The sequence below is a fragment of the Alteromonas sp. 5NS40-0096 genome (genome assembly GCF_057544385.1).
This window is the reverse complement of sequence record NZ_BAAJLQ010000001.1, coordinates 287,241-309,881: the sequence shown is the minus strand read 5'-3', so window position 1 is coordinate 309,881 and position 22,641 is coordinate 287,241. Positions and strand designations below refer to the sequence as shown.

Below are 22,641 nucleotides of genomic sequence, written 5' to 3'. Positions count from 1 at the left end.
ATACAGGTGTCCAAAATGACCGTTATTTTACATATCGACTCAAGTGTTAGAGCCATTTCGAATGCAAACCCCGAACACGACTCGATTTCGAAAAAATTAGCAAACACATTGATTTTAGCGCTTAAAGAGCAAGGTAAGATAGATGAATATATTTATCGCGATGTCGGTATTGAACCGCCCCAGTACATTACTCAAGATTGGATAGGTGCGGTATTTTGCCCTGAAGCGCGAAGAACACCTCAGCAAAAGCAAATTTTGGCGCTATCTGATGAAATGATCGCTGAAGTAGTAAAAGCAGATCTGATAGTGATATCGTCACCAATGTATAACTATGGCATGCCAGCACAATTAAAGGCTTGGTTTGACCAAATCATACGAATCAACAAAACCTTTGATTTCGATTTGTCCCGCGGCGACAAACCGTTATCGCCTCTACTCTCTGGCAAAACTTTAGTCATTGTTACTTCAAGTGGTGAATTTGGTTTTGAAAAAGGTGGTATTAACGAAGACTCCAATCATCTTGTGCCTCATTTGCGCACCTTGAGTAAGTATTTAGGCGTAAAACATATCCATGAGATAGCGTCTGAATACCAGGAATTTGCCGACCACAGACATGAACAATCATTACAAATGGCTAAGAATAAAGCCGTTGAAATTGCTTCAGTATTGGCCAACAGTTTGAGCCATCAGACATCGTAACGACAAAACCGCATTAACGATGCTGCATCTAACGTATTTTCAGTTTTATCAATTGCAGTAATCTTCAGGATCAAACAAACCTGCTCTTCGTAGGGTCCTGTTCTGATCCTGTTTTTCTAACCTAGCGACAATGGTGTCCTTGAAAGGAGAAGCTTCCAAAAATACAGCGGCTTTTTCTTCGTCTGAGTCTATTAACTGTTGGTACACTCTGAAACTTACACTCCTTCGCAATTGCTCTGACTCTAGTGTCGGAATTTGTTCAATCACGTATTCACTCTCTTCGTATATTGCCATGGATAACAGACTGGCTTTGTGCCGTTCGGAGTAATTGTCTTGACTTTCGTACCATCGAATCGCATCGCGGGGAGAGGAACTCACCCATGCATCGCTTATTTGTTCACTGAATGCCTGCATCTCCTCTGCACTGGCATGACTAATCAACCATTCAGCCGCATCTCTAGATGCAACATTGTCATCATAGCGAAGCATTTGATTCGATAGCATACGAATAGAATACTCATCTATCTCATCCAAAACGCCTTGCGGAATTTGATTAATTAAGGTCTGTGCTGACTGCCCTGCCCAAGAGGTCAATACAGTATTGAGCACTCGGCTTTCCTCTCCAGCAAGTTGCAAGGTGTAGTAGACATCGGCAAATTCAACGCCACTCTCTAGATTCGACAAATAACTGCCTACTGCGGATTGCTTATCGACCATCTCTTCATCAACGTCGTCAGACATTTGTCCCAGAAAGTGAATAAGCTTTGAAGTATCTCGATTTTCTGCGATGGTCGAAAAAATCGCATTTAGCGCTCGAGCTTTGCGATAATTCGCGCCCTCTTGTTGTTCAAGTGCGAGTAATTCCTTAAACGCCCGATCAGGATCGCTTGTAGCCCAAATAGACAAGACATCCACAGCCATATTGCCGCCTTTTTCTGGGTCTGAGTAACTCAACATTTCGCGATAAGCCAGCTCTGGATTCGTTCTCGCGAGAGACGTAAGCACTAAACCAACTTTAATCCCGTCTTTGTCACTCTCATCTAGCGTTTTTTTAACCAAATCTAATTTTTGTGCTTCGCTGAGATTTTCTACACTAAAATACGCCTCAATCAATAGCCCTAAATCGCCATTGGCCATTCTTTCTATGTTGTTTTCCATTTCGGTTAGCGCGTCGTAGGCGGAATCCACGGTCTCAATACCTGCGGTTTGAGAGCCTGCATTCGCAGTTGGTGTGCACTGTCTAACCGATGGCAAAGACGCCGTTAGCCCTGATGCCGGTTCACTGACATCGAGTGACTCAGAATGTGTATTTTCAACAGTGGTGAATTGAGAAAGGGATGGTGATAAGTCACCGATTTCCGCAGGCGTGAGATAGCGCCCAATCAATATTCCGATACATAGAGCGGCGACCATCAGTAATGTTGTCTTCATCATTTACACTCCTTGTAAGCGAACAACAAAGCTTAAATACACTGGTGTGAGCAAGCGCCAAATCACAGGATTACAGCGCCCAACTCAAACATGATTATTGTATGTACGATTCCTGACTGAGCTCAGAGAGCGTAAAATAGACCCGCTTAGGCGCATAGGCTTTTAGTGGGTAATTCGCTTTGTAGTAATTAAAAATTCTATCCGCCTGCAAAATAACCGGCGTTTGATAATCAATAAACTTTTGCGCCGCACTACGATTTACAGCGTATGCGTGCGTACCTAACACTTTACCAATGTCGTACCAAGAATCTGACACGGGTGACATACAAATCGTATCAATCCACTTTTTGGGTACATGATGCCAGTTAAACATACGCAATGCGCGGAAAACTCGATAGAGCTGTTGCTGCATTTTATATTTTAGCTTGGGCAATTTCTCACCGTAATAGCCGAGCATCAGTACTTCCCAATCTTGGGGAATCTCTTGCAATTCAGAGGAAAGTTGTTTGATGCGATCGCGGATAGGCAATACATCATCTTCTAGAATCAATACGCGCTCGTACCCATTATCAAGCATGTCCTGATACATCATTTTATGTGATAAAGAACAGGCTACCTCGCCCAACTTCATCGAGCGACTGGTGCGCTTGGTTTTTCTGTGTGTTCGATCGTCATATATCTTGCCATCGGTGAGCTGTTCTTCTGTAAGGTTCTTTTTGTCAAAACCAAAAAAGAATGACCAATTACAGCCTTCTAAAGACACCTTGATGTCTTCTTGTCTATCCTTCGCATGTTCAAGGGTTAGCACGTATATATGATCAAAATGCTCGTTCAACACTGCTAGATCACTTTGATTAATCTGTGTCATTAAATATATTACCTAGGGTTTATTATTATTGGTTTGTTGTAATGCCCACAACGCAGCGTATTTATGGAAGCCATACTGAGCAAGTATCAAAGCCATCATAAAGCCTTGTTTGCCGTCTAAACATCCCAGACGAATAAAATATTGCTGAATAAAATCGGTGAAAAAGCGCAAGCAAGCAAACGGCAAAGAAGTACGCTTACCTTTCGCAAATTTATCCTTCGCGCCCAAACAGGCATACGTCAAATGTTTTTCTAGCGCATGCTGATAGTCGCGCCAACTATAGTGTATCAATGCACCTTTCAACACCTTTACACGCATATCAGTCATCGTCACCGTTTCGTGGACACTCGCCTGCTTAAACTGCGTGCCTTCTTTTACAAAGAGCTTGCCTTGTGGCGTACTGTACCTTCCGCGCTTTAACAATTTTCCGAGGAAATAAGTATGCCAAGGAAACTTGAGCATTGTGGCATCAAGCTCTGGCCCATTCATGACTTCGATAATTTCGTCGCGTAATTCGGGAGTGACAACCTCATCGGCATCAATAGTCATAACCCATTCGTGTTCACAGAAACCCAACGCTCTATTACGCTGCGCACCAAAGCCAGGCCAATCCGTTTCATAAACATTGTGGGCATATTGTTTAGCAATGATTACCGTGTTATCGGTGCTGCCAGAATCAACAACAATTAGCTGGTCTACCCATTCATACAAAGCACGTAAACATGCTTCGATTCTGTCCTCTTCATTGCACGTCAGTACGATGCAAGATATTTTTCTTTTGTTCATCAAAACCTAATTTGTTGCTGGGACAAACGTTGAGATCTTATCCCACACCACTTCAGGGTCTATTCTACCACTGCTATTTACGACACAGAACAATCCAGGACAATCATTTGAGAAGTTCTTTTTCGGTTCCCAACAGTCAAATGGATGTGAGTCGTGTATGAGAAGATGATGGGGATATTCGCTAGAGCCTGCCGTTACGTGATATTGATCTAACAATTGGTGCTTTTGCGCCGTTAAATAATACAGCGAATATTCGGTCCAACGGCCCCGTTTAAAGCGATACGGCGTCCAATTCGATGGTGATCTAGGATTGTGTAGCTTGCATAGCTTATCTACCCAAGAACCTCGCCCTCTGAGATTGGCAGCGATTTCCTGCCCAGTTAGCTCAGCCAGCTCACTCGACATGATTGCTGGCGTTACGCTCATGCCGATAGCAGGGTCTCCAACGTCGGGTGACATTTTGAGAATATGTGCTGACGAAGTCCACCATTTAGGGTGTAACGCTCTTGCTTCATATTGCAACAGCGCTTTGCCATTCGGAACTAGAATGTCTTTTGATATGTGCTTTAAACAAATGGCATCGGCGTCAAAAGTGACATAAAAGTCTACCGACATCATCCTCGGCGCAGCCAGCTTTACCATTTGCTGTTTACGCCAACCTCGTACATGACGATGTTTCGCCAGTTCTGGTACCAATACCTCTTCACTTACCACTTTAATATTAAGGTGTGACCATTTTTGACAGCGCTGTTGAATAATTTCAACTTCATCGGGCGGGCAAACAATCAGAAACTCTTCAAATAAACCAGGCTGCGCAAAGGCCCGTAAACTTTTAAACAGAATTTCCGTTCTACCCAAATCATCAATATCATAGCTGCCACGGATGCAAAGTGGCAGTACTGCTCCAAGCCTCATATTGAGCTTCCCTTGTAATTATTATTTGGCCGACGTTGTCGCACCTAGCTGATAATCGAAGTGTACTATAGCGATTTGCTATGTAAAACGATTCGACTGTCGCATTTTGATTTTGTTCACCTCCATTTTCATCGAAATGCATTCCATTATCATGACTTCAACGACGAACCTCGAGCACAAAAAAAGGCCACTTAAATAAGTGGCCTTTTACTTCAACATGGTCGTTTATTTAAAAACGTTTCTTAACAGTAACACCGAAGGTTGCTGGCTCCGACACATAGCCGTTCAACTTACCTTCTTGGATAGGCGTATTGAAGATAGTACGGTTAACATACTCTTCATCCGTGACGTTTCTACCCCACAAAATCACATCCATATCGTAATCAACAAAGTTCATGAAGAATCGCAAGTTCAACAAGTTGTACGAGTCTTGAATAGCGAACGGGTCGCTACTGCCGTCAAGAATGATGTTACTTGTGTAACTGTATTCCGCTTGAAGATAGGAATAGATGCTATCTGAGATTTCAAAGTCTTTCTTAACTTTTAATACCGCATAGTTTTCTGGCTCACCCGCTGGACGGTCACCAGAGCGGTTACAGAACTGGTCAGTAGGATTCACACGACCAGGGTCATCAACGCCAGTGTGCCAAGTGTATGCAACCCAACAGTTACCACGCTCAAATGATTCGTATTCTGCGTTAACCAGTGCATAACCCAAGTTAACTTCCCAATCGTCTGCAGGCAACCAAGTCATTTCTAACTCGAGACCCGAGATTTCATAGTCACCCGCGTTTTGTAGGTTGAAACCATTACCAGTGAAGGTGTTCGCTTGGAAATCATCCACTGTGGTGTAATGCGCCGCAGCGTTTATACGCAAGGCATCAAAGTCTTTCTTGAAGCCCACTTCGAATGACGTTGATGTCTCAGCATCGAAAATCGGGTTGAAGCCTTCGGTTATACGGTCAGTGTTTGTACCACCCGACTTGTACCCTGTGGCATACGAACCATATACCAAGGTGCGGTTATCTGGCTGCCAGCTTAACTTCAATGTACCTGTAATTTGGTCATCTTCTAACGTTTCAACGATATCAGCACGAGGTCTTGTTGTCGTACCTAGTAATAAGAAGCCCCAACCTGGATCGGCAAATGGTGCAAACGTCTGCTGAGCGGCAACCAGTTGCGCTGGGTCAGTGAGGTCTATTTGACCGCCGAGAATACCAAGTAATGTTGGTACTGCTACGTTAGGGTTTGGCCACTGTGAAATGTCTTGCTCAAGGCCATTGATGCCAGGGCCGACTTCAGTGAAGCGAGTGGACAAGTCTTTGGTCTCGTCGGTGTAACGCAAGCCCGCGGTAACCGTCCATTCGTCGTTAATTTTATAATCGAACTGACCAAAAATAGCGTAACTTTCATGTTCTTGCTCAGCCACGTGGTCGAAACCAGTTCCAGCAGGTGCTGCGGCCGCTACCGGTGCAATAAAGCCACCCGTTGCCGCACTTACCGCGTTGATACCGTTGATCAAGTCTTGTGTACCACTGCTGGCGATAAAGAACTCATTAAACAAGGTATCAGTAAACAAGCTGTAGTCTAAATCCAAGTCTTGCTGGAAGTAATACAGCCCGAGAATGAAGTTCAAGTTTTCACTGGTGTAGTCCAAGCGAAGTTCTTGTGAAAACGAAGACTGTTCTGCGTCATTTTCGGTACCGAACAAGTCCGCATCTGTAAAGTCAGAATCGATAAGGTCAAAGGATTCGAATGAGCGATAAGCAGAAATCGCTACAATACTGTAGTTGTCATTCAGGTCCCAATTCAATTCTGCTGATAAGCCCTTGTCCGTCATTGTCGATTCAGGTAGGAAGCTCACCGCGATATTTCTGTCGAAGAATCTGTCACCACCTTCTAATACAGTCCCGCCGAGAGAAGGTAGCGCTAAATCTGTACCTGGCTGACCAGCTGGATTCACTCGGTTATTACTCAAGAATACCGGCGCACCACAACAAATCTCGTCAATTTCAGAGTAATCCGCAATGATGCGAAGTGAAACGTCATCATTTGGCGTGTAAAGCGCTTGGAAGCGCGCGCCCCAACGATCTCTATCGTTAACAACGTCATCACCTAAATTGTTGACACCAACATCACTGACGATACCGTCTCTTTGGCTACCAAAAGCTGTTACACGAAACGCCAACACATCATCGATCGCCGAGAAGGAGGTCGCGCCTGAGTAGTTGAATAAACCGAAGTTACCTGCAGTAAGTTCGAAAAAACTGTCGTTGCCGTCATGGCTTGGCGCAACGGTTCTAACCAAAACCGCACCAGAAGGTGTGTTTTTACCAAACAGGGTACCCTGCGGACCACGTAGAATTTCGACGGCCTCAACGTCAACTAAGTTGTTGATCATCGAGTTTTGTCTGGCACGGAAAACACCATCTACATATAAACCGACTGACGATTCCAGGCCGAAGTTCTGAGATGATGTACCTACACCACGAATGGAGAAACTTGAATTGGTTGCGCTCTGGCTTTGAAACGAACCAAAACCAGGCACATTGGTATTAAGGTCGTATAAATCTTTGATAACCGACTCTGACATCACGTCGCCGCTGAATGCCGTTACCGATACTGGTACTTCTTGAAGGTTTTGCACACGCTTTTGTGCAGTAACCGTAATTTTTTCGAGTGCAGCTTCATCTGCATCAGGTGTTTGTTGAGTGTCTTGCTGGGCAAATGCCGCACCAGACGACAAGCTCAATGATAGTGCAATCGACGCGGCCAACGTCCTTTGCTTGAAAGTATTCGGTAACGAATGGCTCATAGTGTGTTCTCTTTGGCTTATAGGGTTTTATTCTAATATGAACGATGTAATTAAATTGTAATCAACACGTTAACTCATCGTACTTGTTTAAACTAACAACAATCGCCCCATGATGTAAACGAAATGTTGCGCGTTTTTAGTAAACCTAGACCAAAGAATGAGAGCTCGCCAACAAAACTACTTAAAAATTTCTTTACTATCATAAAGTTAAAACGTTTTACCACGATTATTACTTTGATGAATAGTGAAAAATAATTGTTACAAAACAATTACAAGTTATCAGTGCGCGAGCCTACTTGGATTTTTGTTTGTATTGGGTGGGACAATAGCCACGGTCGATACCCGCTGGGCGAAGTTTCAAGTGCTTGGTTTTTCTGCCACTAACACGAGCCCGCCACGATCGGAAGCTACGAGGATTTAAATGCTTGCGCATCAATGATATGACTTGATTTTCATCAACGCCATAAAGGGTTTCAATGGCTTCAAAGGGCGTGCGATCTTCCCATGCCATTTCGATAATTCTGGATTCGTCTGCTGTCAAAATGCTCTCCTATCGCTCAAAAAAGGCGTTACCGCCGAGCAAGCTTTTACGACAGATTTCGAAATTCCGTTCACATTGACATCCGTGATGTCTTTACAGGCTGGTTGTACTATCTCGCATGACAAGCTTCGGCGCTATGACATGCTCAAACTCGATGTTTTCTTTCGCGTAAACCGATGACAGAACCCATTTTGCCGCCGTTTCACCAATTTTAGTTGTAGGGTATTCAATCGTAGTGAGCTTGGGAAACAGGTAACGGCTAAATTCAACATCGTCAAAGCCAACAACGGAGACTTGGCGTGGCACGTCAATATTGTGTTCACGTAAGCCTTCGATAGCGCCTGAAGCCATCTCATCATTTGCACACACAACTGCCGAGAACTCCATCCCAGATGACAGGAGCTTTTCGACGCCCTCTTTACCAGCATGAGCTTGGAAGTCTCCTTCATAAACCAATCGAGGATCGTATTCTAATCCGTTTTCCTGAAGCGCTTTAATGTGACCATTCAAGCGGTCGCGTCCATCCGCTTTCCACAACGAGCCTGCAATATAAGCAATGTTCTTATGCCCTTGAGATATCAATAATTGGGTAGCCTGATAGCCACCTAGCTTGTTATCTAATGCAATACAGCGTTCGCCAATTTCGGGAATAAAGCGGTTAACAACGACGAAAGGAATACTGGTTTTGGCAAACTCGATTAAGTACTCATCGCTAATTGCTTCGACATGAAGAATGAGTGCATCGCACCTGCGGCCCATGAGGTCTTCAATGGCCTCTTTTTCCATTCTTTCATTAGAGTGGCCTGTCGCGACGAACATGTGTTTATTTGCTGAACGTAAAACCGCTTCAGTACCAGACATCAAGGAACCAAAAAAGAAACCGTGGAGTTCAGGAACGACATAGCCCACAGTATTGGTTTGTTTAGAGGCGAGTGAAGCAGCAATCGAATTATGGCGATACCCAAGGCTCTCAATGGCATTGAGCACTTTTTCGCGCGTCTTTTCTTTCACACTTTCAGGGTTATTGATTACCCTTGAGACTGTGGCCGAAGACACACCAGCTGTTTGAGATACTTCCTTAATGGTTACCACGTTCGTTACATTCCTCTATCAAAACCATCTGCAAAACAATGTCCTGTGCAAATGGTCGGGCTATTATCCCAAGTTAACGAAGAAACGCAAACGCACTTTGCATTCGAAACCTAAAGTGTCTGTTTGAAGTTATTTTTGATATCTATTTTTGCTCTCTTTCTGACCATTGAGTCAACTCGCGGGACAAAATTGAGTCACATACTGCTCATGCCTTGGTAGCTGCGCCACTGTCCTGTCAATATTTTGCTTAATATGTTGTAAAAAGCTTTGAAGTTCCTGTTCTGACATTTGCTCCACAATTGGGTGGTATTGTTGTGGCATTAACCCCTGCCCTATCATGACTTGTTGCCATGAATCATCAAATAGCTCACTGCCCTCGCGGAACACCCGTCCCGTTTCTTTGAACAGCTTTATTCTGTGGGCTAGAGAATCTGGTACATCCATCGACTGACAATATTGCCAGTAACGACTGTCATTGCGCTCAGTGACCTTATAATGAAGAATAATGAAGTCCCTGATGTGCTCCATATCAAAATCAGTTTGGGCATTGTACTCATCAATATCACTTTGCATGATCCCCTGATGCGGGAACATTCTCATTAAGCGAACAATACCTTGCTGAATCAGGTGAATACTGGTCGACTCAAGAGGCTCCAAAAAGCCACTTGCCAGACCCAGAGCCACACAATTTTTATTCCATTGCTTTAAGCGCCTACCCGTTTTAAATCGAATAATTCTTGGCTCGGTTAACGGTTCACCCTCTATATTATCGAGAATTTTCGCTTTTGCTTCGTCGTCAGACATGTAACGGCTACTGAAAACTAAGCCATTACCAACTCGAGTTTGTAGCGGTATTCGCCATTGCCAACCGGCTTCATGCGCCGTGGCTTTGGTATAAGGAATTGGGGCTTGCGTTGCCTTAGTTTGCACGGCAATCGCACTATCATTAAGCAACCAATGTGACCAATCTTCATAACCCGTGTGCAATGTTTGTTCGATTAGCAACCCTCTAAAACCGGTGCAATCGATAAACAAGTCGCCCTCAATAACTTGCCCGCTTTCTAACGTTACGCTTTCAATATAGCCAGACGTGTGATCAGTGCTCACTGAAGCGATCTTGCCTTCTAGGCGTTTTGCGCCATTAGATTCACTCATTTGGCGCAAGAATTTCGCATAGCGTGTGGCGTCGATATGAAATGCGTAGTTCAGGCCGTTGTTGGGAAGGTGGGCAAATTTGTTCGCTTCAGCGGCTACCCGCTCGAGACAATATTGACCAAAGTCTTCACTCAACCCCAATGACTGTCCGCGCAACCAAAAATGCTGAAAACCCGCAGCCCAGCAATCCTTACCCGTAACACCGAAAGCGTGTATGTATTTGTGATCTTTGGCTTTCCAATTCCCAAACTCTATCCCAAGCTTGAATGTCGCCTGCGTTGCGGCCATGAACTCGGCTTCACTAATACCCAGTAACTTATTGAAAAACACCAAAGTGGGAATCGTCGCTTCACCCACGCCAACTGTGCCGATTTCATCGGACTCGACAAGCGTTACGTCCAAGACTTTTCCGAGTAATTTAGACAGCGCAGCGGCAGCCATCCAACCCGCTGTTCCACCACCTGCAATCACTACGCGCTTAATTGGTTTCATTAAAACAACCTCACTTCTATCGACGCAATTTGTTGGAAATCATAGCTCTCAATTGCCGCAGTCTTTCATCGTCAAGCGGCCCTAACATGCCTTGTGCATGGTTTGGAATATGCTCATGACCTTTCGCGTCAAACAAATAATATTGAAACAAAGCCTGCCAGGCCTGTCTTTGATGTTCCGGCAGTTGGCGAACATTCAACAAACCATGCAGCAATGTATCCATTGCTGGGCCTGCACTCTGAGGCCAGGTTCGCCACCAATAGTTAACCAATACATTAAAATTCGACAATCCTTCTACATGATGCCACCACAAGCCCGGAATAAAAATGCCGTCGCCGGGGCCCAGTTCTGCAACGAGCGCCGCTTGCTGAGCTAACTCAAATTTGGGAAATTGTTGATAATCGGGATTGTGAAAATCGACGAGACTTATCGCCTGTCCGGCGGGGGTGACATCGAGAGGGCCTACGTACAAGTTGTCAATTTGATCGGGCGAAAACAGGGTGAAACGACGTTTTCCCGCTACCACGCACGCGAGATTGTCTGGCGCGTCATAATGGGCCGCAATTCGGCTTTGGTTGCCAATCCAAATAGACACTAAAGGTTGATATTTATCCATCGGTAATGGATTGTCTTCAAGCATACCCGGCAAGGCGCTTTGTAGCGTCGTTGAGCCAATGTACTTGGAATTGTCGAACCCTGCGATAAAGCCTTTGAGCACATTGTCTAATGCTTCTCGGCCCCGAGTAAAATTAAACCCTTGCAAGGTGTCGTCGTAAAAATAGCGGCCTTCGTGTTCCTTATTCAAGGAAAACGTGTCGACCGACGCGCCTTGATAATGCCGTAATGCATAATCAACAAAAGCGCTATCACTTTGTTGACTGGCATTGACCATCGGCCAAGTTGACGTCAAACCACGCACGACATAGGGCGCCGAGCGAGAGCAGTAAGACGCTTGGTTATCTAACCAGTCTTCGACAGCGACTTCCTCAATCGGCGTTCCAAACATTCGGCTATACTCGCGCTTGTTTCCGGCGAATCAGTTCTCTGATTTGAGAGTGAGAAGCAAGGCACATGTATATAGCGGCCATCCAGCCTCTCTCATGAAATTCTGCCGCCACTTGTCCAGGCAACTGGGCCACTTTTTCTTCGTTGATTGTCAAAAAGCCGGATAATCGGTGCTGTGCACCAGAGTCCAATTCAATATCTAAAAAGAATGGCTCTAATAGCCCCTGCTCTTCGAGCGCGTGAGTAAAACTGGGTAGGCTTTCTTCTTCTTGATTGACCGCTTGCAACATTGCAGCGATCTTTTCAATGTAATCTGAGTTACCACCAGAGGGTAAAAAGATAGACTCACCCGCCTCAGTGTTTACTCGTGGGTGATCTAAATCGATGTTTAGCACTAAGCTCTCTGCTTGATCTCGGGATTGGCCTCGACCAATCAAGAACGGCTGCCTTTCAACCAACAAAGGCAAATAGCCTGCGTCCCATCCGTTTTCACCTAGAAATAGGTTCTCTCCTTGTTCGAAGCCAAACAAGGCAACTGGAAACACGGAGTTTTGCTCTCTGAAAAAGAAAATTGGATAGTGTGCTTGAACTTGTCTGAATTCGATGGGGTAGATTTTTGATGACATGATATTGTCACCAAATTTTTCACTTCTTGTTGTATTTATTTTTAAGTCTTTGTGACTGACGTTGTTTAGCGTCTCATGTCTTGGCATGGGTTGTCCTGACCTCGAAGTAAGCCTATCTAATTGTAAACAATAGAAGAAAAGTGGCTACAACTCTACTCTATTTAAGATAAAAGCGCTGCTCTGTCTAAATAGACAAAGCAACGCTTCACCGGACACAACTTTAGAACTTGTAACGTGCACCTATGTTATAACGCGGCCCCTGCTGAATGGCTGCAATAACCATATTCGGGTGGCGACCGTGTAAACGTTGGTACTCGTCGGTGACGTTGATACCTTCAATGAAGAACGACAGGTTTTCGCTATAGTCATAGCTAGCGTTGATATCGATCTGCTTATACTCTTCGTTATAAATGGGGTTTTGCTCCCCATTGCCATCAATTGGCGATACGAAGAATTGGTCACGCCAGTTGTAAGCAACACGAATCTGGAAACCGTCTTTTTCGTAGAAGGCAACCAAGTTAGCCGTATCACTCAACCCAGGCAATACCACCTGCTGCTCAACGGCATCGTCGCCTTTATTGGTGTTGTAGTTGTCGTATACGGCATCACCGTCAACGATGGTGTAGTTAGCAATAAAGCCAAAACCAGTCTCGCCGAATAGATGCTGAATCACGAATTCAAAACCGTCTACACCAGTATCGCGCTCGTTTCGAGGCGTAAAGATACGGAAGTTCGCAGGTGAATCTTCACCAGGAAGACCGACGATATTGCCATCACCATCAACAAAGCCATTGTCGAAGAAATACTGACGTATCGCAGCGAAATCGGTTGTGCTACCCACTGCGGCTGCAGCTTCATCAAAACGCGGGCCTTGAGCAGGGTGAGCTAAGTTAAATACCGGCGAATCGATAACGGTAGTCGCAATGAAGTTTTCTACGTCTTTATCGAAGTAACCAATCGAAACGTAGCTGCCTTCTTCGTAGTACCATTCAACCGACAAATCGATGTTGGTCGATTCAAAAGGTAGTAGGCCTGGGTTACCTTGGTTACCCGTACCACCGTCGAAGCGAAGTAATTCACCGATGGTTTGGCCACCTTGGATATCAGCATAACCCGGACGAGTAATCGTTTGACTATATGAAGCACGTGCTACCACGTCATCAGTGATGTCAATTTGGAAATCGACAGCCGGTAGCCAATGGTCGTATTCACCGCGAAGTTCCGTAAAGCCTGAACCGCTGGCAATCGCACTGAATTCATTGTCACCAGCCCATCTAATTTGGTTGTAAAGCGGTACAAGTGCTTTGGAATTGACCTCGGTATCTTCGTATCGAATACCGACGTTCAATTTCCACGGCATATCGCCCATTTCGCCAACGATGTTAGCTTGAACATAAGCACTAATTTGCTCTTCTTGTGCCGTTCTGTCTGTAGAGTAATTAGGGTCTGCACAAAGAACTGTGCCACATGGGCTGATAGTCTCACCATTTGCAGTCGCAATGGCAGAAATCGCACCAATCAGGTCACTCAGGCTAGAGCTGTAGTAAAACTGCTGTAAATCAGCACTACCACTACCTGGAATATCGCTAAACTTGTCAGGCAAAGTCTGCTGGACAAAAATATCATCTGGGTAGTCTTCTGGAGAACCATAGCCACCCCAAGTGTCCCGCTGGGCATTGGAGAAGGCAGAGCGGTTTGTTACTTCAGTGTATGCCACACCAAAGTCAATACTCTCAACCATACCATCGTCAAACGTCCATGAACCATGAGTCTGGGCTTGTTCGATATCGGTTCTGTTGTAGCTGTTTCTGAATGCTGAGCCTGATGTCGACATGCGATCAGGCGACAAACCACTTACACCATCTGCGAATGTGATACTCGCCACTGGGAAAGGTTGGCTGTAATCAACCGTTGTCGATACACGGTCGAACTGCACAGCACTGATGACATTGTTACTGCCGTTAGGGCCGTCTGGACCAGACTCAGCAGACGAATCATGATAATCAAATTCTAGGCGAAGGTTATCGTTAACTTGCCATTCAACGTTGAACGCCAACGATTTGTTTTCGTTAATCGTGGCCCATTCACCGGTACCCAAACCAACATCACAACAGGTGTTGTCTGTATAAATAACTGGGCCCACAACTGAACCTACGGTATTGGTACCTTGAGTGTATTCACCGCTTGCTGGTACACCGTTGAACCACGTAGAAAGCTCTTGACGTTGTTGTGCAATTTCTAACTCTGAATACAAATATTCACCAGTAATGACTACATCATCGTGTGGTTTATATTGCAAAACAACCTGACCGTTCGTACGTGTACGCTGGATTTCGTTGAAGCTGTAAAGCAAATTACGAGGCACTGAATACACATCGTTTTCCTGAGGACGATTTGTAAAGCTACCGTCTGTAGGAAGTGAACCCCAATCGCCGTCTAGGCCACGTATGGTATACCAGCCGCTTGATGTTTCAGCACTGTTAAAACCACCGTCACGGTCTTGGTAAGACCCAGTAATCGCGATACCGAAGGTGTCGTCGTTGAAGGTGTCACTATAGATTGCTGACACCTCAGGAGTCAGGCTGCTGCCGGTTTCAGTCGATTTATCGTGAACACCTTTCACACCTACGCTAGCTTGTAAGCCAGGATTTTCCAGAGGACGAGCGGTGCGAATATTAATAAGTGCACCGATACCACCTGTTGGCTGCGCCGCCTTACTTGTTTTGTGAACTTCAACCGCAGAAATTCCCTCTGAGGCTAAGTTAGCAAAATCAAAAGAACGAGATGCCGCAGCTGACGTTGCATTAATTTGAGCACCGGGCATTTGACGACCGTTTACGGTCACCAAGTTAAAATCTGGGCCAAAACCACGCACAGTCACCCGGCTACCTTCACCGTTTTGTCTGTCGATAGATACACCCGTGATACGCTGCAATGACTCTGCTAAGTTGGTGTCTGGGAATTTACCGATATCTTCGGCCGAGATGCCGTCTACTACCCCGTCGCTTTCGCGTTTGAGGTCCATAGAACGCAATAAACTACCCTTGATGCCAGAGACCTGAATGACTTCATAGTCTTCACCATTCGCGTCTTGTTCAGCGTTATTTTGTTGAGCATAAACAGGCATTGCGACCATTGCACCGAGTACAATGGATACGCTGGTTGCCAGCTTAGTTCGAGAAAATGTTTTCGCTATCATTTTGTTCCCCTGCAGTTTTGACTGCATCAGATTTGTAATTTCGTAACACCCAGCAAGCGCTACGTGGTTTCTCTCATGGCGGCTATAGCATCAACTACGATCAAAACACCTAGCCTGTAAGCGCTTTCATTTTTAAATAGTAGACATTGAAAATATGTAATTCAAGTTTTTATTTTTTGTAAATTTATAGTTATCAATGCCGATTTTTACCTAAATTTATAGCAACCGATTTGAGCTGACCAGGCAAAATGAAGCACTCGACATAAAACCACTTTAAAAACAGAATTTTTTACTATTTTAAAATGTAAGCGTTTACAATTATGCATTCTCAACTTATACTTCGCAACATGAATTTAACAAAAATGTAAATTTGATTACTGGACAATGTAAAAATGACGCAGCAAACCGCGAAAAATTCGAACTCGGGACATGGCACTTTGTTTTCGATGTCTGCATTGACTAGCCTCTTCTTTCTCTGGGGCTTCATTACCGCTATGAACGACTTGTTAATCCCTCACTTAAAAGGGGTTTTCGATTTGTCGTATACCAAAGCTATGCTGGTTCAATTCTGTTTCTTCGGTGCATACTTTCTGGTTTCATTGCCTGCGGGCAACCTCGTCAAGCGATACGGTTACCAAAAAGGATTAGCAATTGGATTGTCTACAGCAGCCATGGGATGTTTGCTGTTTATCCCCGCCGCAACGTATTTACAGTATTGGATGTTTTTAGGTGCTTTGTTTATTTTGGCTTCGGGGATCACAATTTTACAAGTCGCTGCTAACCCAATGGTGACAGTGATTGGGCCTTCAGAAAGTGCATCGAGTAGGCTGACTTTCACCCAGGCATTTAACAGCTTAGGCACAACGATAGCCCCTATCATTGGCGCGTATTTGTTATTCGAGGGGGCATCTCACTCAGCGCAATCTCCAGATGCAAGTAGTGTAATAGTACCTTACGTCTGTCTTGCCGCTGCTCTTTTCACCCTTGCTATTCTTTTTGCAAAACTTACGCTTCCCGTTCCACAAATTGAAGAAAGCGCACCGCAAAATGTAAGCGCTAACAATAGTGTACTCTCTCACCCTGCCCTAGTACTTGGTGTCATCGGTATTTTCGTTTACGTCGGGGCCGAAGTCGCTATCGGTAGTTTTCTAGTGAACTTTTTAGGCGAAGCTCACATTGCTGGGTTTTCTGAACAACAGGCAGCCAAGTACGTGTCTTACTACTGGGGCGGAGCCATGGTTGGCCGTTTTATTGGCGCGGCATTAATGCAATATGTCAAGCCGGGCAAACTGCTCGCGGTCAATGCCGCAGGCTCTGTCATTTTACTCGCGGTCGTGACGCAAGCGAGTGGTGCGATTGCGATGTGGGCCGTACTGGCGGTCGGCCTGTGCAATTCCATTATGTTTCCGACGATTTTCAGTTTGGCACTTAAAGGCCTAGGCCCGCTTACCAGCAAAGGTTCGGGCGCGCTATGTCTCGCTATCGTCGGTGGAGCCTTAGTCCCGCTAGCACAAGGGGCATTGGCGGATGCTATTGGCCTGCAAGCCTCATTTTTCCTACCGCTAATTTGTTACTTATACATTATTTTTTATGGACTGGTCGGCGCGCACATGGTTCGTGGCGACAACACGCAATTGAGTGAAGTGAGCTAGAAATCAATGAAGAGAAAGCCTTTAACACTACTAACCCTGTCAATGGCCTTACTAACTCAGGGATGCGTCAGCGAAAACAGTGAGCCCGTCATGAGCACAAAAAAACAAAATGTCGAACTATGGCCAGCGATTACGTCACCCGTAGCGAAAAACGACAAAATAGAAAACGACATCACCCAGCTGTTGAACAAAATGACACTTGAACAAAAAGTAGCTCAAGTGATCCAACCCGAAATACGCGACATCAGCATTGAAGATATGCGTAAGTATGGATTTGGTTCCTACCTCAATGGTGGGGGTGCGTTTCCCAATAACGATAAACACGCGACTCCTCAGGATTGGGTCGTGTTAGCAGAAAAGCTGTATCAAGCGTCTGTCGATGACAGCATTGATGGGATAGCAATTCCCACAATGTGGGGAACCGATGCCGTGCACGGCCACAACAACGTCATCGGTGCAACCTTATTCCCTCACAATATTGGTTTGGGTGCAGCACGCAACCCTGCCCTGCTAGAACAGATCGCTCACGCGACGGCAAAAGAAGTACTAGCGACGGGTATCGATTGGATTTTTGCTCCAACAGTAGCCGTAGCCAGAGACGACCGCTGGGGCAGAACTTATGAGAGCTATTCAGAAGACCCAGCCGTCGTTCGAGATTACGCAGAAGCCATTGTTAAAGGCTTGCAAGGCTCACCCGGTGAAGGCTTCCTCAGCGAGAAAAATGTTATCTCAACAGTTAAACATTTTGTCGGTGACGGCGGAACCGAAAAAGGCGATGACCAAGGTGACAACATCAATAATGAAGCTGACCTTGTCAGTATTCATGCGCAAGGCTACGTTGGCGGGCTGAACGCTGGCGCCCAATCGGTGATGGCATCCTTCAATAGCTGGAACGGCGAAAAAATCCATGGGCACCGATATTTGCTTACTGACGTTTTGAAAGAACGCATGGGATTCGATGGCTTTGTAGTCGGTGATTGGAACGGACATGGTCAAATACCGGGTTGTACGAACGAGAACTGCGCACAAGCCATGAATGCGGGCTTGGACGTCTACATGGTACCAACTCAAGCTTGGAAACCCCTATACGAAAACTTAATTGCACAAGTCAAAGACGGCACTATTGCGCAATCGAGACTAGATGACGCGGTCAGACGAGTACTACGAGTGAAAATGCGCGCCGGACTATTCAACAAGCCATCTCCAGCGAATCGCGCACTTTCTGGTGACGCCAGTGTTATCGGGCATGCGGATCATAGAGCCATTGCAAAACAAGCAGTGCGAGAGTCACTGGTCTTGTTGAAAAACCATGGAAACTTGCTCCCCCTTTCATCTAACCAACACGTATTGGTAGCGGGCGAAGGTGCGGACAATATTGGCATGCAAAGTGGTGGCTGGACGATTACCTGGCAAGGTACGGGTAATGTCAATGACGACTTCCCTGGTGCAACGTCAATTTATGACGGTATCGAGCAGACGGTTTCCGCTAACGGCGGTAAGGCAACCTTATCCGTCGATGGCAGTTTCACGCAAAAGCCCGATGTGGCCATTGTCGTATTTGGCGAACAACCCTATGCAGAAGGTCATGGCGACCTTGACAACTTAGAGTACCAGCGAGGTAACAAGAAAGACTTAGCATTACTGCAATCGCTAAAATCAGCGGGGATTCCTGTGGTCTCAGTTTTTCTCTCAGGCCGCCCTTTATGGGTAAACCCAGAGCTTAATGCCTCAGATGCATTTGTCGCAGCTTGGTTGCCTGGTAGTGAAGGTGAAGGTGTTGCTGAGGTGCTGTTTAAAGATAGTGACGACAAGATTCAGCACGACTTTAAAGGCAAGCTGTCGTTCTCTTGGCCGAACGATCCATTTGGCGAGCCACTTAACCATGGTGATGGTAAAGCGGCACTATTTCCCTATGATTTCGGCCTGACGTATCAAAGCCAAGACACTACGCAATACCCGCTTCAAGAGGCGTTTGAAACCACAGAGCAAGTCTCCCTTGCAGGCCCCCTTTATGCGGCAAAACTAACGCCACCTTGGAGTTGGTCTGCGGGTCAAGACGCAAGCCATACGCCAATGTCTAGCAACACATTAGCAATTGATGGTTTAAGCGTAAGGACCACTGACAGAAGAATCCAAGAAGATGCAATGGCTATCGAGTGGAATGGAGAACAAGCTCAATCATTTGGTTTGTTTGCCGCCTTCCCAGAAGATTGGAGAGCATTTGAAGAAGCACAGTTAGCACTGGCGTTTGATTACAAGGTCACGGGGAATGCACCCAAGTCTATCAGTGTGGGAATGGAGTGCCTCGACGGCTGTGACACTATGCTGGAAATTACGCCTCAAGCCGTCGGCGAATGGACGACTGCAACACTGCCTTTAGCGTGTTTTAAAGCCGAGGGCATGGACTTTTCACGGGTAATGTCGCCATTCAGGTTAGTTGCCCCCGTCGGCACTAAATTAACAATTTCTGATATCAAATTAGTTGAAACAGATACAAATGATGGTTGTAGGTAAGTAGTTCTATCCATCTTTAACAATTTTTGTAAGCGCTCTCTTTTACTAAGAGAGCACTCAACAACAAGTGTACATCGAGAGATGTAAGTGGGATAAAGTGAGCGAAAATTATGAAAACAACAACGATTAAATTAAGCCAGCTCACCCTTGCCGTCGCTGCCGCCCTGTGGGTACAAGGCTGTAGTGATGGTACGGGAGAAGCTGAAGTTGTCACTGAGCTGGTGATTCCGACACCGGAAAACACAGGACCGGTCAGAACGGAAACACCGGAGGAGACAGGCTGGACATTGGTCTTCAGTGACGAGTTTGACGGTGAGTCTGTCGATGCTGGAAAATGGAATTTCGAAACTGGTGACGGTTCTCAATACGGTCTTACCGGTTGGGGGAATAACGAACTACAGTGGTACGAAGAAGATAACGCCAGTATCGTAGATGGTAAGCTCGTTATTACTGCAGAAGAAGACAGCGTCAACAGCTTCAACTACACCTCTGCTCGAATGCAAACCCAAGGCCTTTTCGAAATTACGTATGGCCGCATCGAAGCATCAATTAAACTTCCCACTGGTCAAGGTACATGGCCTGCTTTCTGGATGCTACCGACTAACAGTCCATACGGCGGCTGGGCAGCTGGCGGCGAAATCGACATTGTCGAATCGACTAACCTCGGTGTAGATGGCAAAAATACCATCATTGGTACCACACACTTTGGGTCACAATGGCCACTGAATCAATTTGTCGGAAAAGAGTTTACTCCATCATTCACGGTATCCGATGATTTCCACCGCTTTGCAATTGAATGGGAAGAAGGTGAAATCCGCTGGTATATCGATAACACTATGTATGCCAAGCAAACCAGTGAAAACTACTGGAGCTACTATTGGGCAGGTCAAGCTCAAGGTTTCCAAGTGGCTGAGAATGGGCCGTTCAATCAGCCTTTCCACATGATTATGAACCTCGCCATCGGTGGTAATTTGCCTGGCGCACCCACTGACGAAACAGTGTTCCCACTGCAAATGGAAGTAGACTACGTACGTGTTTATGAGTGTCCTGCGGATACGGCAACAGGCAAAGGTTGTGAATCCAATATCAATGCCTCGGTGCAAGCACCTGACGGGTCTGCTCCGTATGTAGCATCGTACGACTTATACACCGATGGTGCCGACACACTGGTCTGGGGTGAAGGTGAAACGACAGTCGAACGCGCCCTTATGGCCGTTGTTGGTTGGGATAACGGTGGCGCAATCACCATGACGGAAATGGACGTAACCGATCGTGGCACCGTTATTGACATCAACACGACCGCGAGTGGTAACGTAGTCATTGCCGCGGCAGACACAGATACATTCGAGCTATTTGGCATGGGCAGTGCGGCGGTTCCGTGGGCACCTCACCTTGGTGAACTCGTATTCGACTTGTACGTTGATAGTGCATCAACGGATGCCGAAAGTCAGCTGCTTGTGAAAATGGACAGTGGATGGCCGAACCTTGGCCAAATGGCACTGAATGTCGCTGATTTGGAGATGGATACGTGGCAAACCGTTCATATCCGTGTAACGGATATTCTGAACGCCCCTAACAACGGTGGCGCTAATCCACTAGATATCGACAACGTGTTGAACTTGTTTGTTTTCGAGCCAACAGGTGCTGCTCATGTCATGTTAGACAATATTCAACTCAAATGTGGTTTCCCATCTGAGGCAGGGTGCGGCATCCGTGGCCCTCAACAGGTAGTCGAAGCACAAGTTCAAGCAGTCTACGAAAACGGCGTAGACCCGTTGTGGGAACGCGGTATTGGTGCATGGGATAGCCGTACTGGTTTCGACTATTTCGACGGCACTAATGCAGACTATCGAATCAACTGGTCAGAAGTGGACGATGGCAATGGCGGTACCATGTTGCAAATCAGCTTCGACGACGATGCTGAAGCCACTGGTGTATTTTACATCCAATCACTTAGCCAAGTTGATTTGAGTGCCTTCGCCACGGGCAACATTACCTTTGACATTCGCGTAACAGATTACGGTACAAATACATCTGGTATGACAATGAAAATTGATTGTATCTTCCCGTGTTCAAGTGGTGACTACGACTTAGGTGTGGTGGGTAACGGTGAATGGGAAAGTGTAACGGTTCCTATTGCTGACTTGATTGGCGCAGGTCTTGATATCACTAGTGTTAATACGGGCATGGTGATTTACCCAGCGCCAGGTGATCAAGGCGGTGTGACCTTCGAAATCGATAACATCATGTGGGCCGTGGGAGAAGCGGCTGATGAGACACCAGCACCGGATTTAGGTGACTCAATACTCATCTATAACGGTACAAATGAACCTGATCCTGGTTTTGCCCCAGACTTAAACGGCGTTGCGATGACTGAAGTCACGGATGACAATCCTGATTTAGGCAATGTACTTCAATTTGAATACCAAATTGATGAAACGACGCTACCGTTCTTTGTCCAGCCTGCCAATTCTACGATCAATTTATCAGCGTTCTCTGAGGGCACGATTACTTTTGATTTGATGCTGGTACAAGAGCCGACTGTAGGGCTCGAAAACACGGGTTTCTACATCAAGTTCGACAGTGGTTACCCTAGTACAACCAGCGCATTTAGAATCGACGCGCCAGTGCTTAATGAGTGGCGTTCGTACACCATTAATGTGGCAGACCTATTGGCTAACCCGATTCCAGATTGGGAGCAGCCGCCCAACATTGAAGCCGTAGACGCGGCATTCGTTATCGCTCCTGATTGGGGAACCGCCTCTGGTGCCATCATCAGAATTGATAACATACTTTGGAACCAATAGTTCTCAACCTGGTAATTCCCAACCAGAGTAAAAAGGTGGCCTAG

15 protein-coding genes are annotated in these 22,641 nt (G+C 45.9%); 4 read left to right on the top strand and 11 right to left on the bottom strand.

Annotated features, from left to right (window positions below):
- Window positions 1-15 precede the first annotated feature (15 nt).
- A complete protein-coding gene (locus tag AC27G9_RS01475; RefSeq protein WP_487070282.1) occupies window positions 16-699 on the top strand; it encodes an FMN-dependent NADH-azoreductase in 684 nt (227 codons plus the stop codon).
- Window positions 700-747: 48 nt separating this feature from the next.
- Here the strand turns inward: AC27G9_RS01475 and AC27G9_RS01470 are convergent, their stop codons facing one another.
- The 11 genes from AC27G9_RS01470 to AC27G9_RS01420 form a co-directional block, all read right to left on the bottom strand.
- A complete protein-coding gene (locus tag AC27G9_RS01470; RefSeq protein WP_487070280.1) occupies window positions 748-2,133 on the bottom strand; it encodes a hypothetical protein in 1,386 nt (461 codons plus the stop codon).
- 91 nt (window positions 2,134-2,224) lie between these two features.
- Complete coding sequence (locus tag AC27G9_RS01465; protein ID WP_487070278.1) at window positions 2,225-2,998, bottom strand: glycosyltransferase family 25 protein; 774 nt, start codon at window positions 2,996-2,998, stop codon at window positions 2,225-2,227.
- Window positions 2,999-3,010: 12 nt separating this feature from the next.
- On the bottom strand, window positions 3,011-3,784 hold the full coding sequence (locus AC27G9_RS01460) for a glycosyltransferase family 2 protein (RefSeq protein ID WP_487070276.1): 774 nt from the start codon (window positions 3,782-3,784) through the stop codon (window positions 3,011-3,013).
- 6 nt (window positions 3,785-3,790) lie between these two features.
- Window positions 3,791-4,699 carry a DUF6492 family protein gene (locus tag AC27G9_RS01455; RefSeq protein WP_487070274.1) on the bottom strand — a complete coding sequence of 303 codons (909 nt, stop codon included), beginning with the start codon at window positions 4,697-4,699 and terminating at the stop codon, window positions 3,791-3,793.
- A 229-nt stretch (window positions 4,700-4,928) separates the two neighbouring features.
- Entirely contained in the window at window positions 4,929-7,514 is a 2,586-nt protein-coding gene (locus tag AC27G9_RS01450; protein WP_487070272.1) for a TonB-dependent receptor, read from the bottom strand.
- 292 nt (window positions 7,515-7,806) lie between these two features.
- On the bottom strand, window positions 7,807-8,055 hold the full coding sequence (locus AC27G9_RS01445; protein WP_487070270.1) for a TIGR03643 family protein: 249 nt from the start codon (window positions 8,053-8,055) through the stop codon (window positions 7,807-7,809).
- Window positions 8,056-8,148: 93 nt separating this feature from the next.
- Window positions 8,149-9,147 carry a LacI family DNA-binding transcriptional regulator gene (locus AC27G9_RS01440; protein ID WP_487070268.1) on the bottom strand — a complete coding sequence of 333 codons (999 nt, stop codon included), beginning with the start codon at window positions 9,145-9,147 and terminating at the stop codon, window positions 8,149-8,151.
- Between the two features lie 171 nt (window positions 9,148-9,318).
- On the bottom strand, window positions 9,319-10,794 hold the full coding sequence (locus tag AC27G9_RS01435) for a tryptophan halogenase family protein (protein ID WP_487070266.1): 1,476 nt from the start codon (window positions 10,792-10,794) through the stop codon (window positions 9,319-9,321).
- A gap of 16 nt (window positions 10,795-10,810) precedes the next feature.
- Window positions 10,811-11,800, bottom strand: coding sequence for a cupin-like domain-containing protein (locus AC27G9_RS01430; RefSeq protein WP_487070264.1), 990 nt, complete (start codon window positions 11,798-11,800; stop codon window positions 10,811-10,813).
- Between the two features lie 4 nt (window positions 11,801-11,804).
- A complete protein-coding gene (locus AC27G9_RS01425) occupies window positions 11,805-12,512 on the bottom strand; it encodes a SapC family protein (RefSeq protein ID WP_487070262.1) in 708 nt (235 codons plus the stop codon).
- A gap of 133 nt (window positions 12,513-12,645) precedes the next feature.
- Window positions 12,646-15,624, bottom strand: a complete 2,979-nt coding sequence (locus tag AC27G9_RS01420; protein WP_487070260.1) for a TonB-dependent receptor — start codon at window positions 15,622-15,624, stop codon at window positions 12,646-12,648.
- Between the two features lie 392 nt (window positions 15,625-16,016).
- Between AC27G9_RS01420 and AC27G9_RS01415 the strand changes: the two genes are divergently transcribed.
- From AC27G9_RS01415 to AC27G9_RS01405, 3 genes are all read left to right on the top strand, one after another.
- On the top strand, window positions 16,017-17,276 hold the full coding sequence (locus tag AC27G9_RS01415; protein ID WP_487070258.1) for a sugar MFS transporter: 1,260 nt from the start codon (window positions 16,017-16,019) through the stop codon (window positions 17,274-17,276).
- A gap of 6 nt (window positions 17,277-17,282) precedes the next feature.
- Window positions 17,283-19,790 (top strand): glycoside hydrolase family 3 protein, encoded by a 2,508-nt coding sequence (locus AC27G9_RS01410; protein WP_487070256.1) that lies wholly within the window; start codon window positions 17,283-17,285, stop codon window positions 19,788-19,790.
- 110 nt (window positions 19,791-19,900) lie between these two features.
- Complete coding sequence (locus tag AC27G9_RS01405) at window positions 19,901-22,597, top strand: family 16 glycosylhydrolase (protein WP_487070254.1); 2,697 nt, start codon at window positions 19,901-19,903, stop codon at window positions 22,595-22,597.
- Window positions 22,598-22,641 lie beyond the last annotated feature (44 nt).

Coding starts and splice junctions, on each gene's coding strand:
- AC27G9_RS01425 (WP_487070262.1), bottom strand. CDS start 12,512: ATGCCAAGACATGAGACGCTAAACAACGTCAGTCACAAAGACTTAAAA.
- AC27G9_RS01410 (WP_487070256.1), top strand. CDS start 17,283: ATGAAGAGAAAGCCTTTAACACTACTAACCCTGTCAATGGCCTTACTA.
- AC27G9_RS01435 (WP_487070266.1), bottom strand. CDS start 10,794: ATGAAACCAATTAAGCGCGTAGTGATTGCAGGTGGTGGAACAGCGGGT.
- AC27G9_RS01415 (WP_487070258.1), top strand. CDS start 16,017: ATGACGCAGCAAACCGCGAAAAATTCGAACTCGGGACATGGCACTTTG.
- AC27G9_RS01460 (WP_487070276.1), bottom strand. CDS start 3,784: ATGAACAAAAGAAAAATATCTTGCATCGTACTGACGTGCAATGAAGAG.
- AC27G9_RS01430 (WP_487070264.1), bottom strand. CDS start 11,800: ATGTTTGGAACGCCGATTGAGGAAGTCGCTGTCGAAGACTGGTTAGAT.
- AC27G9_RS01455 (WP_487070274.1), bottom strand. CDS start 4,699: ATGAGGCTTGGAGCAGTACTGCCACTTTGCATCCGTGGCAGCTATGAT.
- AC27G9_RS01465 (WP_487070278.1), bottom strand. CDS start 2,998: ATGACACAGATTAATCAAAGTGATCTAGCAGTGTTGAACGAGCATTTT.
- AC27G9_RS01470 (WP_487070280.1), bottom strand. CDS start 2,133: ATGATGAAGACAACATTACTGATGGTCGCCGCTCTATGTATCGGAATA.
- AC27G9_RS01405 (WP_487070254.1), top strand. CDS start 19,901: ATGAAAACAACAACGATTAAATTAAGCCAGCTCACCCTTGCCGTCGCT.
- AC27G9_RS01420 (WP_487070260.1), bottom strand. CDS start 15,624: ATGATAGCGAAAACATTTTCTCGAACTAAGCTGGCAACCAGCGTATCC.
- AC27G9_RS01475 (WP_487070282.1), top strand. CDS start 16: ATGACCGTTATTTTACATATCGACTCAAGTGTTAGAGCCATTTCGAAT.
- AC27G9_RS01450 (WP_487070272.1), bottom strand. CDS start 7,514: ATGAGCCATTCGTTACCGAATACTTTCAAGCAAAGGACGTTGGCCGCG.